This window comes from Nocardia brevicatena NBRC 12119 (assembly GCF_000308495.1).
Classification (GTDB): domain Bacteria; phylum Actinomycetota; class Actinomycetes; order Mycobacteriales; family Mycobacteriaceae; genus Nocardia; species Nocardia brevicatena.
Genome location: NZ_BAFU01000072.1, coordinates 99766 through 114704, shown reverse-complemented (window position 1 = coordinate 114704; position 14939 = coordinate 99766). Strand labels below are relative to the sequence as shown.

Genomic DNA, 14939 nt, shown 5'->3' with positions numbered 1-14939 from the left:
GGCCGCAGCGCTCGGCGAGAACCACGACAACGCCGATAAGGGCAGATATGGGACGTTTGTTCGGTACCGATGGGGTACGCGGGCTCGCCAATGATTCGCTGAGTCCGGAGCTGGCGCTCCGGGTGTCCGGTGCGGCGGCGCAGGTACTGGGCGTGGACGCGCGCGGTCGCCGCCGCAAGGTGGCCGTGGTGGGCCGGGACCCACGGGCCAGCGGGGAGATGCTGGAGGCCGCCGTCACCGCCGGCCTGACGGCCGCGGGAGTGGATGTGCTCTCGGTGGGGGTGCTGCCCACACCCGCGGTCGCCTATTTGACCGGCCTGTACGACGCGTGCCTGGGTGTGATGATCTCCGCCTCGCACAACCCTATGCCGGACAATGGCATCAAGATCTTCGCCGCGGGCGGGTTCAAACTCGACGACGCCGTGGAGGACCGGATCGAGGCCCTGGTCTCCGATGGCGATCTCGCCCGGCCCACCGGGGCCGGGATCGGACGGGTACTCGGCGCGTCCGGGGCCGGTGAACACGGGCTCGATGTTCCGGAACAGTATGGTGTCTCGGGCACACACGAGCGATACGTCGAGCACCTGGTGGAGGCGACCGGGCGGGATCTGGGCGGAGTGACCGTGGTTGTGGACTGCGCGCACGGCGCCGCCTCGGAGGTCGGGCCCGCCGCGTACCGGGAGGCGGGGGCGACGGTGATCGCGATCAACGCCGAACCCGACGGGCTCAATATCAACGACGGCGTCGGTTCCACCCACCTGGACTCGATCCGCCGGGCAGTTCGGGAGCACGGCGCCGACCTCGGGCTCGCCCACGACGGTGACGCCGACCGCTGCCTGGCGGTGGACGCCGCGGGCGAAATCGTCGACGGCGACGCCATCATGGCGATTCTCGCGCTCGCCATGCGGGAGGCCGGAACGCTGGCGGGGGACACCCTGGTCGCCACTGTGATGAGCAATCTCGGCCTGCACATCGCCATGCGGAAGGCGGGGATCACCGTGCGCACCACGGCGGTCGGGGACCGCTATGTGCTGGAAGAACTGCGTCGCGGCGGGTACAGCCTGGGCGGGGAACAGTCCGGGCATGTGGTCATCCCGCGGTTCGGCACCACCGGCGACGGGATTCTCACCGGACTTCGGCTGATGGCCCGGATGACCGCGACCGGCCGCTCACTGGCCGAGTTGGCGGGGGTACTGGAGACGGTTCCGCAGGTGCTGGTGAACGTCCCGGTCACCGACAAAACCGCCGCCACCACCGCGCCCGAGGTGCGTGCGGCCGTCCGGGAGGCCGAGCTCTCGCTCGGGGAAGCCGGCCGGATCCTGTTGCGGCCCAGCGGAACCGAACAGCTTGTCCGGGTCATGGTGGAGGCCACCGACCGGACCCGGGCCGAACTCCTCGCCGACGATATCGCCAAACTGGTCGCCGGGGTGTAGATCGGCGCGGTCACGGCGGACTGGGGGACGACCCTGATATTCCACCGGGTGAAATCAGGGTGCGATTCGGTAGCGGGACCGATGTGGAAGGGCCCGGATTCGCGGACCGTGGAAGGGGTAAATCCGAAGAGTTCGAAAGGGAACACCATGACCGCCCCTGCGCGCCGTCTCACCCGATCCACCACCGACAAGTGGATCGCCGGAGTATGCGGTGGTATCGCCGAATACTTCGGATGGAGCCCCGCTGTCGTCCGCCTGCTGTTCGTCCTGTCCTGCCTGTTGCCCGGGCCGCAGTTCGTCATCTATCTGGTGCTGTGGTTGTTGGTCCCCAAGCGGCGGTAATCGGGGCTGCGTCCGGAATGCTCGGATGACAGTATTGAGGCCGGCGCGGTGCCGCCGCACCGGCCCGATGCCGTCACGAGTCCGTTCAGGAGGAGTAGTGGTCGCCCCGAGCGAATTCCCGGGCCTGGATACGTCCGGCCTCGACGCGCCCTCGTCGCTGGAAGGGCTCGGCCCGGTGGAACCGACCGATCCCACCCAGGACATCGATGGTGATGGAACCCTGGACACCATTACCGCCACCGGCGACGGTGTCACCTCCGTGTGGACCGATACCGACCTCGACGGGCTTGCCGACCGTGCGAGCATCGTCGAGGTCGACGGCGACTACTCCGCCTGGAAATATCACCGCAACCCCGACGGCACCGGTGAATGGAGAAAGACCGACCAGGGGACCGTGGGGGAATAGCGAGTCTCGACGCATCCCACGCCGGATCGGTTCGATTCCGGTGGAACCGATCCGGCGTGGGATGCGTCGAAGTAGGTGAAGCGATCACGCGGGCCGTGGAACACGGGTCCGGGGAATGTGGCGGAGCAGTACGGAGGGGAGCGGCCCATGAGCACCGGGCAACCGCAGACGGTCGGCGTACAGACGGGTGAGTTGGGGAAGTTGGGCAATGATCTGCGCGCTGTCGCGGGCGTGGTGCGCGACCAGACGAAGAAGGTGTCCGACAACCTGGTCGGCCCCGGTGAGGTAGGCGTCCACTACGCCGAGCAGGGCAAGAAGATCCAAACAGGACTGGAGGCGGTGCGCTCCCGGCTGGAGGACTGGGCGGAGGCCACTACCAATACCGGTGACGCAGTGGGGGCCTCGGTTGTCGTCTACTCCGATGTCGATCGGGAGAACTCCGCCGCGATCACCAATACGGGAAGCTGAGTCCGATGGCGGAACAGCAAGGCGTCACCGCTTTCTCGGTCCCTCAGGACGGGACCGTCACCCAGTTGCTCGAAATCGGTTCTCGGGGGCTGCTCTACTTCGAGTATTTCGAGCCCCGATACCGCAGGTATGTGAAGAGCCTCCCGCCCGGATTCCTCGACTATGCCGCGCTGCACGAGCGCTTCTATCAGCAGAACGGCATGAGCGAGGACAAGATCCGCAATACGGCCGATACCTTGAAACAGGTTCTGGAGTCCGCCCGGACGCAGCACGGTCGACAGCAGACGCTGGCCCAGCGGCTTCCTTCGATCTGGAGTGGGGACGCGGCCACCGCGGCCTCGGATATGCTCGCCACCCAGCTGTCCATGGCGGAGTCGGATATCACCGCGGTGCAGCATATTTGGGAGGCATTGGACAAGGCTCCACAGGAATTGCGGAAGGCGGTGCGAGACAAGGCCGAGATCGTGCTGCAAATCCTGGAGAACGGCGTGGACATCAAGATCGATGGCAAATCCGTGGAGGACGTCGACACCATTCTCGCGGGAGCAGAGGGCCTGGGGCCGACCACCATCTACAGCACGGACAGCGCGATCAGTAAACTCGAGCGTATCTTTCCCGATCTCCGTGAAGGTGTGCAGGACCGGCTCTATCGAATCGCAGGCGCGGGAATACTGGGTACCGGCTCGAGATATGACGGGTCGGTGAAGAACCGCTGCCGCCACTGGTTGGACAACGTTTTCAAGCCGGATTACGAACGGAAGACGGCCCTGTTCGTCGATATGTGCAAGGCGACCGACGATTTGGTCAACGGGGTGTATGGCATCGTGATCTCGGCGTTCGAAGGGCTGTCGGAGGCCCCCTATCCATGCCCGCAGGTCACACCCCGGACACAGACCTCGCAACAGCCGCAGACCCAACAGCCTCGGACTCCCTCTACCGGAATACCCACCGATACGGGCACTCCCGTGGGTACCGATACACCCACGGTCCCGTCGACCACCCAGGCGACAACCACGGACAACCCGCTGAGCACGCTGTCGAGCCTCGGACAGAACGCGCTGTCCACCATCGAACAGTTGGGGACACAGGCGGCTTCAATGGCCGCAGGAATCGGCCAAGGCCTGGAACAGCTGATGGGCACGGTCGACCAGGACGTCGGCGATACCGTCGCAAGCACCCTGGAGCAGCTGCGCGCGGAGGCCGAGAAGTACATCGACACCGACGGCGACGGCACCACCGATGCCGAGGACACCGATGACGACGGCGACGGCACGCCCGATGATTCCACCGACGCCGGACCGGACAAGGACGAAGACAAGGGCGATGGAGAGGACGAGGACAAAGGACTCGAGCTCGCCGGTAGGCAGGTCAAGCTCGAAATGGGGCCCGACGGGCAGTTGAAACTCATGTTGACCGATGCCGCGGGTAAGACGGAGGAGTACAAGGTCGAACTCGACGAGAGCGGTAAGCCCGTTCTCGTGGGCGAGGAATCGCCGAACGAGCAGGACGATCCGGCGATAACCCATCCCGGTGAACAGCCCACCGAATCCGGAGGCACCCGGCAGCAGCCCACCGGACCACAGGGTCCCCCAACCGGGCGCAAGGACGAAGACGGTGAATACCAGCCGCAGTTCACCGTGCCGCACGAGAACCAGCCGGAACCCGAGCCCGAAGCTCGGCCTCCCGCGCCGCCGGCGGTCGATGCCGGTGCCCGACTGGCCGAGGCCGGGCCGCTGTGATGGGTGGGGCCCGAGGAGGATCGACATGGTGAACTACGGCGACGAGATCGAGCGCGCGGGTGAAGAGACCCGCCGGCGACTCGCCCGCCTGCGCGAGGACATGGCCGACTGGAACCAGCGAATCGCGGCCACCAGCCGTGCGCTCACCGAACAGTCGGCGCACGAGATGCGCCAATTCTGGACCGAGCAGGAACGGATACTCGCCCAGCGGCAGGCCGATGCCGAACAAGGTCGCGCCGAACGGGACCGCAGGGACGCCGAGGAGCGGCAGCCCCGGGAAACCCAGGCCGTGCGTCTCCGTGGGGAGGCGCAGCGGCCGGCCGACAAGGAGGCCCGCAAGCAGCGCGAGGCCATTGCCCGTTCCGCCGCCGCCCGTCGCGCGAACGACGTCGTCACTCCCATCGACGATGACGGCGATGAGGAGGCCGAATACTACCGCCGTCCTAGCTGGCTGGTGTGAGCGGCTATTTCCGGAGTGTCTTGAGAAGTTGCGCGAGGACCACCGCCGGCGGCTGATGCCTGTCCTCCTCGGCGTCCGCCAGCGCTACCTCGGGATCGATGACATGTGTGCGCGTGATCTTGGTGGTGGGATCGGTGAACGGCGCATAGGTTTTGTCGCCGAGCAGGGTGTGCAGGAGATAGCCGGTGAGCAGGGCGCGGGTCAGTCGGGTGATCTTGGCCTCGTGTTTGCCACCGCCCAACGCGGCCGGGATCCGGCGGCCCTCGACGAGACCGTTGCGGCTCGCGTGATCCAGAGTGCGCAGGATCGACGGGCCGCCCCACGCACAGGCCAGCGGAACGGCATTGGAGCCGAGTGAGTCGATATCGCCGGAAGCGGCGACGATCAGTGCGGGCGTGTCGATATCGGGGGACACGGACTCCGCCGCGGGGGAGGTCGGCGCCGGAAACAGCGCGGCGACCGCGGCCACCCGCCGCTGCGCGGCGGCGAGGACGGCGGCGCCGGCGCCCATGCCGTGTCCCGCCAGCGCCAGCCGTTCCGGATGCACGGTGATGGTGCCGTCACCCAGCCGGACGCCGGTGCAGATATCGAGTGTGGTGAGCAGGTCGGTGGCCAGGCCGCGGTGGGATGGGACCGGGCCGCGTTCGGTATCGGGTGCGGCGGTGACGATTCCCCAGGAGGCGAGGTGTTCGAGGAAGGTCCGGTAGTTGTTCGGACCGGTCAGCCAGCCGTGTCCGAAGGCGACGGCGGGCAGGTCCCGACCGGTTTCCGGGGTGTAGACGACACCGGGCTGGCCCGCGATGGCCAGGTTGCCACGTAGCACCCGGTGCGGGCCGCGGACCGTCAGGGTGCTCAGAAGTGATTTCACAGACGCCGACACGACGTGAACGTTATCCGATAAGTACTCTGGTGAGCCATGTGCGGAATCGTGGGGTACGTCGGGTACCGGGACGCTTTGAGCGTCGTTGTCGCCGCCTTGCGCCGCATGGAGTACCGCGGCTACGACTCCGCCGGTGTGGCGATTCTCGACGGTGCCGGTGGCATCGCGGTGGAGAAGCGCGCCGGTCGGCTGGCGAATCTGGAAGCGGAACTGAACGGATCGGAGCCCGGGCGTTGCGCCGGGACCACCGGTATGGGGCACACCCGCTGGGCCACCCACGGGGCGCCGACGGATCGCAACGCGCATCCCCACCAGGACCTGAGCGGCACGGTGGCGGTGGTGCACAACGGCATCATCGAGAACTTCGCCCCGCTGCGCCGGGAACTGGAGGACGCCGGGATCGAACTGCGCAGCGACACCGATACCGAGGTCGCCGTGCACCTGATGGCCCGCGCGTACGCCGCGGGGCCGACCGCCGGTGTTTTCGAGGCCAGCGCACTGGCCGTGCTGCGGCGATTGGAAGGCGCGTTTACGCTGGTCTTCGCGCACGCCGACCACCCGGACATGATCATCGCCGCCCGCCGTTCCACCCCGTTGGTGGTGGGTGTCGGCGAGGGCGAGATGTTCGTGGCCTCCGATGTGACGGCCTTCATCGAGCACACCCGCGAGGCCGTCGAACTAGGGCAGGACCAGGCGGTGGTGATCACCGCGAACGACTACCGGGTCGTGGATTTCACCGGCGCCGCCGACGGGGTGCAGATCCGGCCGTTCACCATCGACTGGGATCTCGCCGCCGCCGAGAAGGGCGGCCACGACTATTTCATGCTCAAGGAGATCGAAGAGCAGCCCGCGGCCGTCGCCGACACCCTGATCGGGCATTTCGATCAGAGCCCCGGCGGTTCCGGCCGGATCATGCTGGACGAACAGCGACTGTCCGACCAGGAACTGCGCGATGTGGACAAGGTGTTCGTCGTGGCCTGCGGCAGCGCCTACCACTCCGGGCTGTTGGCCAAATACGCCATCGAACACTGGACCCGACTGCCGGTCGAGGTGGAGTTGGCCAGCGAGTTCCGCTACCGCGACCCGGTGCTGGACCGCTCCACGCTGGTGGTCGCCGTCTCCCAGTCGGGTGAGACCGCCGACACCCTCGAGGCGGTCCGCCACGCCAAGACGCAGAAGGCGCGGGTGCTGGCGATCTGCAATACCAACGGTGCCCAGATTCCCCGCGAATCCGACGCCGTCCTCTACACCCGGGCCGGGCCGGAGATCGGTGTCGCCTCCACCAAGGCGTTCCTGGCGCAGGTGACCGCGAACTATTTGGTGGGCCTGGCGCTGGCGCAGGCGCGCGGCACCAAGTACCCGGACGAGGTGGCGCGCGAGTTCGGCGAACTCGAGGCGATGCCGAAACTGGTGGGCCGGGTGCTGGAGACGGCGCCGCAGGTGCGGGCCGTGGCCCGGCAACTGGCCCAGGCGTCGACGGTGCTGTTCCTCGGCCGCCATGTGGGGTATCCGGTGGCGCTCGAGGGTGCGCTCAAGCTCAAGGAGCTGGCGTATATGCACGCGGAGGGGTTCGCCGCCGGTGAGCTCAAACACGGCCCGATCGCGCTGATCGAGGAGGGGTTGCCGGTGATCGTGGTAATGCCCTCGCCGAAGGGGCGCGCGGTGTTGCACTCGAAGCTGCTCAGCAATATCCGTGAGATCCAGGCCCGCGGTGCGCGCACCATCGTGATCGCCGAGGAGGGCGACGAGACGGTTCGCCCGTTCGCCGACGACCTGATCGAGATTCCGTCCGCGCCGACCCTGTTCCAGCCGCTGTTGTCGACGGTGCCGCTGCAGATCTTCGCGGCCGAGGTGGCCCAGGCCCGCGGCTACGACGTGGACAAACCGCGCAACCTGGCCAAGTCGGTCACGGTCGAGTAGCGAGCGCTGTCGTCGGTGGCCGAGCGCGCCGGGGTGCGCGCATACCGGCCGGCGCGATCCGGCGCGGTGATCGCTTACTCGACGGTGACGGTTCCCTGCATATCGGGGTGAATCGGACACAGATAGCGGTACCTGCCCGGGGCGGTGAAGGTGTAACTCCACTCACCCTTTTCGAACAACGGGCTGTTGATTCCCATCGCCTTGTCGCCGATGCCCTGGACGCCGTGTGGTGCGCTGTCATCGAACTGCCAGATGACGGTGTCACCCACGGCCAAGGTCAGCTCGGCGGGAGCGAAGCTCATATCGGAAACCTGGACGGTGACCGTGGTGCCCGCGCTGTCGTCCCGGTCGGTTCGCGTCGACCCCGGCGCCTCGGTCTGCGAGGCGCCGGCGGGCGAAGGCGTCTCCGCGGAACCGCACCCGGACAGCAGCGCCGCGATCAGGGCCAGGCCGATGATCGGAATGGAGACGGTTCGATGGCGCAGGAACATGACGGCCAAGCGTAGTCTGCTCGCGGTACCGCCCGACGAACAACGGAGGTGTGTGCATGGCCGGTGGGCGCGGATACTTCACCGTCGACGAGGTGCGAGCGGCCGAAGCCGAGCTGTTCACCCGCGTGGCCGCCGGGGTGCCGATGCGTCGCGCGGCCTACGGGCTGGCCGGTGTGGTGGCCGCGGAACTGCGGGCCCGTACCGGCGGTATCGCGGGGCGGTCGGTGGCACTGCTGGTCGGTTCGGGTGACAACGGCGGCGACACGCTGTGGGCCGGTTCGTTTCTGCGCCGACGCGGGGTGGCGGTGACGGCCGTGCTGCTGAGCCCGGACCGGGCACACCCGGAAGGGCTTGCGGCGCTACAGAGGACCGGCGGTCGGATCGTCGACGAGGTCGGCGCCGCCGATCTGGTGCTAGACGGCATTGTCGGTATCTCCGGTAAGGGGCCGTTGCGGCCGCGGGCCGCGGAAATCGTTGCCGGACTGGACGCTCCGATTGTCGCGGTGGATCTGCCCAGCGGTGTGGACCCGGACACCGGCGCGGTCACCGGACCGGCGGTACGGGCGGCGGTCACCGTCACCTTCGGAGCCCATAAACCGGTGCATGCCCTGGCCGCGCCGTGGTGCGGACGAATCGAACTGGTGCCCATAGGTTTACGGCTGCCCCGGCCGAATCTGGTGGCGCCGGCACCCGTGGATATCGGTGCCCGGTGGCCGGTGCCGGGGCCCGCCGACGATAAATACACCCAGGGTGTCACCGGTATCTGCGCAGGCAGCGCGACCTACCCGGGCGCGGCGGTGCTGTGCGCCGGGGGCGCGGTCGCCGCCACCTCGGGAATGGTCCGCTACGCCGGAACGGCCGCGGCCGAGGTGGTCGACCACTACCCGGAGGTCGTTGCCGCACGGGAGCCCGCGGAGACCGGACGCGTGCAATCGTGGGTTTTCGGACCTGGGGCGGGCACCGATCGGCGGGCACGTGATCGGCTGGCCGAACTGCTCGCCACCGATCTGCCGGTGGTGGTGGACGCCGATGGTCTGACCCTGCTCGCCGCCGAACCCGATCTGGCGCGCCGGCGCTCCGCCGTCACGGTGCTGACCCCGCACGCCGGCGAGTTCGCGCGGCTGACCGGCCGGCAGCCGGGCCCCGACCGGGTCGCCGCCGTCCGCGCACTCGCCGAGGAATGGCAGGTCACCGTGCTGTTGAAGGGTCGTGCCACCCTGGTCGCCGCACCCGGTGGCGGTCCCGTCCTGGTGAACGAGGCGGGTGGTTCCTGGGCCGCCACCGCAGGGGCCGGCGATGTCCTGTCCGGGGTGATCGGCGCCCTGCTCGCCGCCGGCGGCGAGCAGGCCTGGTCCGCGGCCGCCGCCGCCCGCGCCCATGCCCTGGCCGCCAACCTCGCCGCGCATTCCGGCCATCCCGATGCCGCCGGTATCTCCGCCACACCACTGCTGCGGCATCTGCCCGACGCCGTCCGCACGCTGCGTGCGCTGCGTCCCGTTTCCTAGTCTCCGACGGCCTCCCGGCCACCGGCGCCGCTTCGGCTCCGTGCGGCCGGGAGGCCGTGTACCCGAATCGATGGGTGGCGCACACCGCGCGGTTCGGTGGGGATGGCAGGATCGGCAGACGTGAACGCGCAAGTGGAGACGATCGTCGATCTGGATGCCATCGCGCATAACGTGCGGATTCTGCGCGAGTATGCGGATGGGGCCGCCGTGATGGCTGTGGTGAAGGCCGATGGTTACAACCACGGTGCGGTCGAGGTGGCGCGTACGGCCCTGGCGGCGGGCGCGGCCGAACTCGGTGTCACCACGGTGGAGGAGGCACTGCAGCTGCGGCGGGCGGGGATCACCGCGCCCGTCCTGTGCTGGCTCAATGTGGCCGACGCGGACTACACGTCCGCCATCGCCGCCGATATCGAGATCGCGGTGTCCTCGCAGCGGCAGTTGGCGGCGGTCGCGGCGGCGGCACGCCGGCTCGGCCGCCCGGCCACGGTCACGCTCAAGGTGGACACCGGGCTGAACCGCAACGGAGCGTCCGCGGTCGAATACCCGGCGGTGCTCACGATGCTGCGGAAACTGGTCGACGAGCAGGCGGTCCGCTTCCGGGCCATCTTCTCCCACCTAGCCCACGCCGACCGGCCACACCACCCGGTCATCGATATGCAGCGCGACCGGTTCCTGGAAGCCATTGCCGCCGCCAAGGAGCACCGGCTGGAGCCGGAGCTGGTGCATCTGGCGAACTCGGCCGCCACCCTCACCCGACCGGACCTGGCCTTCGATATGGTCCGTCCCGGTATCGCGGTATACGGGCTCACCCCGGTACCCGATAGCGGGGAATTCGGTCTGGTTCCGGCCATGACGTTCCAGGCCGAGGTCGCCCTGGTCAAGCGGGTCCCCGCCGGTGAGGGCGTCTCCTACGGACACGAATGGATCGCCCCCGCGGATACAACCATCGCGCTGATCCCCGCCGGGTACGCCGACGGGGTCTTCCGCCCCCTGGGCGGGAGGATGCAGGTGTGGCTGGGCGGCGCGCGCCGGCCTAATGTCGGGCGGGTGTGTATGGATCAGCTGGTGGTCGACCTCGGCGACAATGCCGCCGGTGTCGTCGAGGGGGATACCGCGACCCTGTTCGGTTCCGGCGCCGCGGGAGAACCGCGCGCCCAGGATTGGGCGGATCTGCTCGACACCATCCACTACGAGATCGTTTGCGCGCCACGCGGCCGGGTGATGCGCGGTTATCGAGGCGGTGGTCGGTGAAACCCTGGGCCGCCCTGCTGCGCGGGGGACTGGCCACCGTGGGCACCGTGAGCGCTCTCGCCGGGATACATGCCCTGCGGCGCGCCGGCTCCCGGGTGCTGTGGCCCCCGGTCCGGGACGAATACCGTGACGAGAACTTCGGACTGATCGACTCCGACCGCCCCGGTGAGGTGATCGCCGACGACGGTGTCTGCCTGGCCACCCGGGAGTGGGGTCCCGGCGACGCACCGGCCACCGTGGTTTTCGTGCACGGTTTCTGCAACAGTATGGAATCTTTCCATTTCCAACGCCGACACCTGGCGCGGCGCTGGGGTTCCCGGTTGCGACTGGTGCTGTTCGACCTGCGCGGACACGGTCGTTCCGGTACCCCGGAGACCGAGCGCTGCACCGTCACCCAACTCGGCGACGACCTGCTCACCGTCATCGACGCGCTGGCGCCGCGCGGCCCGCTGATCCTGGTCGGGCATTCCCTGGGCGGGATGGCCATACTCGCCGCGGCGGCACGCGCGCCCCGGTTGTTCGCCGCCCGGGTGCGCGGGGTGGCGCTACTGTGCACCACCGCGACGGAGGTGACCTCGTCGGGAATCGGGCAGCTGCTGCGCCACCCGGCGCTCGACGGATTCCAGGTGGCCGTGCGCGTCGCCCCCGCGCTGGTGCAGGCGGGGCGGGCCACCGCCCGGCATGTGATCACACCGATCCTGCACGTGAGCTCGTTCCACGGTCCGGTGAGCCCGACCCTGTCCCGGTTCACCACGATGATGATCGACCGCATCTCGGTGGAAACCATCGTGAAATTCCTGAAGGCGTTGGAATTGCACGACGAATCGGCGGCGTTGCCGGTGCTGATGCGGTTGCCGGTGCTGGTGGTCGGTGGCGCCCGGGACCTGGTGATACCCTTCCGCAATTCGCGCACCCTGGCCCGGGAACTACCCGACTGTGAACTGGTACGGGTTCCCGATGCCGCGCATATGCCGCAGCTGCAGTATCCGGAGATCGTCGACGCCGCACTGGACCGGCTGCTGGTCCGGGCGGGAGTGGTCGACGAAAGCGACGCGCGGGCGGTGGGCGATGGCTGACCGCTCCGGACAGCGGGCGCGGCCGGAGGGTATGCCTGTCCGACGGCAGGAACGCACGCTGCCCACGGTCGCCGATACCGAGGCGCTCGGACGGCAGCTGGCGAGCGGGCTACGCGCCGGTGACCTGGTGGTGCTGGACGGTCCGCTCGGCGCGGGCAAAACCGCGTTGGCCCGCGGTATCGCGGCGGGACTGGGTGTCGAGGGCCGGGTCAGTTCGCCGACCTTCATCATCGCCCGCCGGCATCGGGCCGGGGCGCGCCCGGATGGCCCGCCGGTCCCGCTGGTACACGTCGACGCCTACCGGCTCGGTGGGGGCCTGGACGAACTGGATGCCCTCGACCTGGATACCGACCTGCACGACGCGGTGGTCGTGGTGGAATGGGGCAGCGGCGTCGTCGAACACCTGGCCGAGCGCCATCTGCTGGTGCGGCTGTCGCGCGAACCGGATTCCGAGGTGCGCACCGCCACGTGGGAATGGGTGGAGGGAACACAGCCCTGAGATCCGTGCCCGTGGCTCGGCCGTGACCGGGAAGAGTAGCGCGGGTCCTTCAGGGCCGGGTCGAGCGCGGAACGGGCCGATGCCCACCGGGAGCTGCCCACGGTGCACGGTGGTCGAACCGGTATCGTTGACCGAATCATGCTCGTACTAGCCCTCGACACCGCGACACCCGCCGTGACGGCCGGCCTGGTGGAGTTGGGGCAGGCGGCGACCGGTGCAAAAACCCGTGAATCGTCGGATACCTCGGTCTCCGCCGGTCCGCGCACCATCGCCGCTCGAGTGCATGTAGACGCCCGCGCCCATGCGGAGGTCCTCACCCCGCAGATCCTCGAATGTCTCGCCGAAGCCGACCGTGCCCGCACCGATATCGCGGCGATCGTGGTCGGTGTCGGACCCGGACCTTTCACCGGGCTGCGAGTGGGAATGGCCACAGCGGCGGCATTCGGCGACGCCCTGGGCATCCCGGTCTACGGCGTGTGCAGTCTGGACGGGATCGCCGCCGACTGTGCCCCGGACCTGACGCCGGACGCCGAACTGCTGGTGGTGACCGATGCCCGGCGGCGCGAGGTCTACTCGGCGCGCTACCGCGACCGTGGCACCCGCCGGGTGGCGGGACCGCAGGTGGGCAAACCCGCCGGGTCGGCCATCGGCGAGGCGAACATCATCGCCGGCTCGGCCTCCCATGTCGACCTGTTCGACCTGCCCGTGCTGCCGGTGGAGACGCCCTCACCGGCTGGTCTGGTGCGGGTCGCCGCCTCCGCGATCACGGCGCACGCGACACCCGAGCCCCTGGTCCCGCTGTATCTGCGCCGCCCGGACGCGGTCGAACAGAGCTACCGAACCCTGGATCGGACGGGGGCCCGATAATGGGCATCAGGATCGAACCCATGGTGACCACCGATATCGCGCGCTGCGTCGAACTGGAACATCTGCTGTTCGCGGCGGACGACCCGTGGCAGGCGGCGGCCTTCCGCTCGGAGCTGGCGGCGGGGCACAACCGATATGTCACCGCCCGGGACGAGACGGGCGGCCTGATCGGCTACGCCGGAATCGCCTTGCTCGGTGATACCGCACACCCCGAGGCCGAGGTGCACACCATCGGTGTCGATCCGCTCCGGCACCGGGCCGGCGTCGGAACCCTGCTGCTCGAGGCGTTGCTCGACACGGCCGACCGGCGCGGCGGACCGGTGTTCCTGGAGGTTCGCACCGACAACGAGCCCGCCATCGCGCTGTACACCAAACACGGATTCCACATCATCGGACTGCGCAAGAACTACTACCATCCCAGCGGCGCCGACGCCTATACGATGCGCCGGCCCGCGACCGCGGCGCCCGCCGCGCAAGGGACCCCCGAAACGGACGAGGTGCTGTCGTGATCGTCATGGGAATCGAGAGTTCCTGCGACGAGACCGGAGTCGGTATCGTGCGCCGGAACCCCGACGGCGCCTGCGAACTGCTCGCCGACGAAGTCGCCTCCAGCGTCGACCAGCATGCCCGCTTCGGCGGTGTGGTGCCCGAAATCGCCTCGCGCGCACATCTGGAGGCGCTCGTCCCCGCCATGCGCCGTGCCCTGTCGGCGGCCGGGATCGTGGCGCCCGATGCCTTGGCGGTGACCATCGGTCCCGGCCTGGCCGGTGCCCTGCTGGTCGGGGTCGCGGCCGCGAAGGCCTATGCCGCGGCCTGGGATATCCCGTTCTACGCGCTCAACCACCTCGGCGGCCATGTCGCGGTGGACACCCTCGAACACGGACCCATGCCACCGTGTGTCGCACTGCTGGTCTCCGGCGGCCACACCCACCTGCTGCACGTCACGGATCTGGCCGAGCCGATCGTGGAATTGGGCAGCACCGTCGACGACGCCGCGGGTGAGGCGTTCGACAAGGTTGCCCGGCTGCTCGGACTCGGCTTCCCGGGCGGCCCCGCCCTGGACGCGGCCGCGGCGGATGGCGATCCGAACGCCATCGCCTTCCCCCGCGGTATGACCGGTCCGCGCGATCCGCGCTACGACTTCTCCTTCTCCGGCCTGAAAACCGCTGTCGCCCGCCATGTCGAGGCGGTCCGACGTTCCGGTATCACCCCCGACCAGTTGCCGATACCGGATATCGCGGCCTCCTTCCAGGAAGCGGTGGCCGATGTGCTCACCATGAAAGCGGTACGCGCCGCGCGGGATGCCGGGGTCGACACCCTGGTACTCGGCGGCGGGGCGACCGCGAATTCCCGAATCCGGTCGCTGGCCGAAGAACGGTGCGCGGCGGCGGGTTTGACCCTGCGGGTACCGAAACCACGGCTGTGTACCGATAACGGGGTGATGATCGCCGCGTTGGGTGCACACGTGATCGCGGGCGGGGCGAAGCCCTCGTCGTTGGATGTGGCATCGGATCCCGGCCTTCCGGTCTCCGTCAGCTGTGTTTGATGGCGCTGGGTTCACTTGCGCCGCCTTCGGCGGCGCGGGGTTGCGGCCCTGGCGGG

At 68.9% G+C, this 14939-nt stretch carries 16 protein-coding genes; 14 read left to right on the top strand and 2 right to left on the bottom strand.

Annotated features, from left to right (window positions below; translation table 11 throughout):
* Positions 1 to 47 precede the first annotated feature (47 nt).
* From glmM to ON20_RS21230, 6 genes are all read left to right on the top strand, one after another.
* Positions 48 to 1433 carry a phosphoglucosamine mutase gene (gene glmM, locus ON20_RS21255; protein WP_040837955.1) on the top strand — a complete coding sequence of 462 codons (1386 nt, stop codon included), beginning with the start codon at positions 48 to 50 and terminating at the stop codon, positions 1431 to 1433.
* 147 nt (positions 1434 to 1580) lie between these two features.
* Positions 1581 to 1775 (top strand): PspC domain-containing protein, encoded by a 195-nt coding sequence (locus tag ON20_RS21250; protein ID WP_040837954.1) that lies wholly within the window; start codon positions 1581 to 1583, stop codon positions 1773 to 1775.
* A gap of 97 nt (positions 1776 to 1872) precedes the next feature.
* Entirely contained in the window at positions 1873 to 2181 is a 309-nt protein-coding gene (locus ON20_RS21245; protein ID WP_040837952.1) for a DUF6802 family protein, read from the top strand.
* Between the two features lie 147 nt (positions 2182 to 2328).
* Positions 2329 to 2649, top strand: a complete 321-nt coding sequence (locus ON20_RS21240) for a hypothetical protein (protein ID WP_040837951.1) — start codon at positions 2329 to 2331, stop codon at positions 2647 to 2649.
* Between the two features lie 5 nt (positions 2650 to 2654).
* Positions 2655 to 4388, top strand: a complete 1734-nt coding sequence (locus ON20_RS21235; RefSeq protein WP_040837950.1) for a WXG100 family type VII secretion target — start codon at positions 2655 to 2657, stop codon at positions 4386 to 4388.
* 25 nt (positions 4389 to 4413) lie between these two features.
* Complete coding sequence (locus ON20_RS21230) at positions 4414 to 4848, top strand: hypothetical protein (RefSeq protein ID WP_040837949.1); 435 nt, start codon at positions 4414 to 4416, stop codon at positions 4846 to 4848.
* Between the two features lie 4 nt (positions 4849 to 4852).
* Here ON20_RS21230 and ON20_RS21225 read toward each other — a convergent pair whose 3' ends face one another.
* A complete protein-coding gene (locus tag ON20_RS21225) occupies positions 4853 to 5728 on the bottom strand; it encodes a poly(ethylene terephthalate) hydrolase family protein (protein ID WP_040837947.1) in 876 nt (291 codons plus the stop codon).
* Positions 5729 to 5764: 36 nt separating this feature from the next.
* On the opposite strand from ON20_RS21225, the gene glmS reads away from it, so the two are divergent.
* On the top strand, positions 5765 to 7648 hold the full coding sequence (gene glmS / locus ON20_RS21220) for a glutamine--fructose-6-phosphate transaminase (isomerizing) (protein WP_040837946.1): 1884 nt from the start codon (positions 5765 to 5767) through the stop codon (positions 7646 to 7648).
* A gap of 74 nt (positions 7649 to 7722) precedes the next feature.
* Here glmS and ON20_RS21215 read toward each other — a convergent pair whose 3' ends face one another.
* A complete protein-coding gene (locus tag ON20_RS21215) occupies positions 7723 to 8139 on the bottom strand; it encodes a cupredoxin domain-containing protein (protein ID WP_051162990.1) in 417 nt (138 codons plus the stop codon).
* A 56-nt stretch (positions 8140 to 8195) separates the two neighbouring features.
* On the opposite strand from ON20_RS21215, the gene ON20_RS21210 reads away from it, so the two are divergent.
* The 7 genes from ON20_RS21210 to tsaD all read left to right on the top strand — a co-directional run bounded on the left by ON20_RS21210 (position 8196) and on the right by tsaD (position 14883).
* Positions 8196 to 9644 (top strand): NAD(P)H-hydrate dehydratase, encoded by a 1449-nt coding sequence (locus tag ON20_RS21210; protein WP_040837944.1) that lies wholly within the window; start codon positions 8196 to 8198, stop codon positions 9642 to 9644.
* A gap of 102 nt (positions 9645 to 9746) precedes the next feature.
* Positions 9747 to 10895: an alanine racemase gene (alr, locus tag ON20_RS21205; protein ID WP_040837942.1), complete on the top strand. Its 1149-nt coding sequence runs from the start codon at positions 9747 to 9749 to the stop codon at positions 10893 to 10895.
* Positions 10892 to 11971 carry an alpha/beta fold hydrolase gene (locus ON20_RS21200; RefSeq protein ID WP_040837940.1) on the top strand — a complete coding sequence of 360 codons (1080 nt, stop codon included), beginning with the start codon at positions 10892 to 10894 and terminating at the stop codon, positions 11969 to 11971. The genes alr and ON20_RS21200 overlap by 4 nt, the downstream gene beginning before the upstream one ends.
* Before the next feature lie 31 nt (positions 11972 to 12002).
* Positions 12003 to 12470 carry a tRNA (adenosine(37)-N6)-threonylcarbamoyltransferase complex ATPase subunit type 1 TsaE gene (tsaE, locus tag ON20_RS21195; RefSeq protein WP_040837998.1) on the top strand — a complete coding sequence of 156 codons (468 nt, stop codon included), beginning with the start codon at positions 12003 to 12005 and terminating at the stop codon, positions 12468 to 12470.
* A 138-nt stretch (positions 12471 to 12608) separates the two neighbouring features.
* A complete protein-coding gene (tsaB, locus tag ON20_RS21190) occupies positions 12609 to 13337 on the top strand; it encodes a tRNA (adenosine(37)-N6)-threonylcarbamoyltransferase complex dimerization subunit type 1 TsaB (RefSeq protein ID WP_040837997.1) in 729 nt (242 codons plus the stop codon).
* Positions 13337 to 13846 carry a ribosomal protein S18-alanine N-acetyltransferase gene (gene rimI / locus ON20_RS21185; RefSeq protein ID WP_040837939.1) on the top strand — a complete coding sequence of 170 codons (510 nt, stop codon included), beginning with the start codon at positions 13337 to 13339 and terminating at the stop codon, positions 13844 to 13846. The genes tsaB and rimI overlap by 1 nt, the downstream gene beginning before the upstream one ends.
* The gene (gene tsaD / locus ON20_RS21180; protein WP_040837938.1) at positions 13843 to 14883 is read left to right on the top strand and encodes a tRNA (adenosine(37)-N6)-threonylcarbamoyltransferase complex transferase subunit TsaD; all 1041 of its coding nucleotides are present in this window, start codon (positions 13843 to 13845) and stop codon (positions 14881 to 14883) included. Before rimI ends, tsaD begins: the two co-directional genes overlap by 4 nt.
* Positions 14884 to 14939 lie beyond the last annotated feature (56 nt).

Coding starts and splice junctions, on each gene's coding strand:
- glmM (WP_040837955.1), top strand. CDS start 48: ATGGGACGTTTGTTCGGTACCGATGGGGTACGCGGGCTCGCCAATGAT.
- ON20_RS21250 (WP_040837954.1), top strand. CDS start 1,581: ATGACCGCCCCTGCGCGCCGTCTCACCCGATCCACCACCGACAAGTGG.
- ON20_RS21240 (WP_040837951.1), top strand. CDS start 2,329: ATGAGCACCGGGCAACCGCAGACGGTCGGCGTACAGACGGGTGAGTTG.
- ON20_RS21235 (WP_040837950.1), top strand. CDS start 2,655: ATGGCGGAACAGCAAGGCGTCACCGCTTTCTCGGTCCCTCAGGACGGG.
- ON20_RS21230 (WP_040837949.1), top strand. CDS start 4,414: ATGGTGAACTACGGCGACGAGATCGAGCGCGCGGGTGAAGAGACCCGC.
- glmS (WP_040837946.1), top strand. CDS start 5,765: ATGTGCGGAATCGTGGGGTACGTCGGGTACCGGGACGCTTTGAGCGTC.
- ON20_RS21215 (WP_051162990.1), bottom strand. CDS start 8,139: ATGTTCCTGCGCCATCGAACCGTCTCCATTCCGATCATCGGCCTGGCC.
- ON20_RS21210 (WP_040837944.1), top strand. CDS start 8,196: ATGGCCGGTGGGCGCGGATACTTCACCGTCGACGAGGTGCGAGCGGCC.
- alr (WP_040837942.1), top strand. CDS start 9,747: ATGGCAGGATCGGCAGACGTGAACGCGCAAGTGGAGACGATCGTCGAT.
- tsaE (WP_040837998.1), top strand. CDS start 12,003: ATGCCTGTCCGACGGCAGGAACGCACGCTGCCCACGGTCGCCGATACC.
- tsaB (WP_040837997.1), top strand. CDS start 12,609: ATGCTCGTACTAGCCCTCGACACCGCGACACCCGCCGTGACGGCCGGC.
- rimI (WP_040837939.1), top strand. CDS start 13,337: ATGGGCATCAGGATCGAACCCATGGTGACCACCGATATCGCGCGCTGC.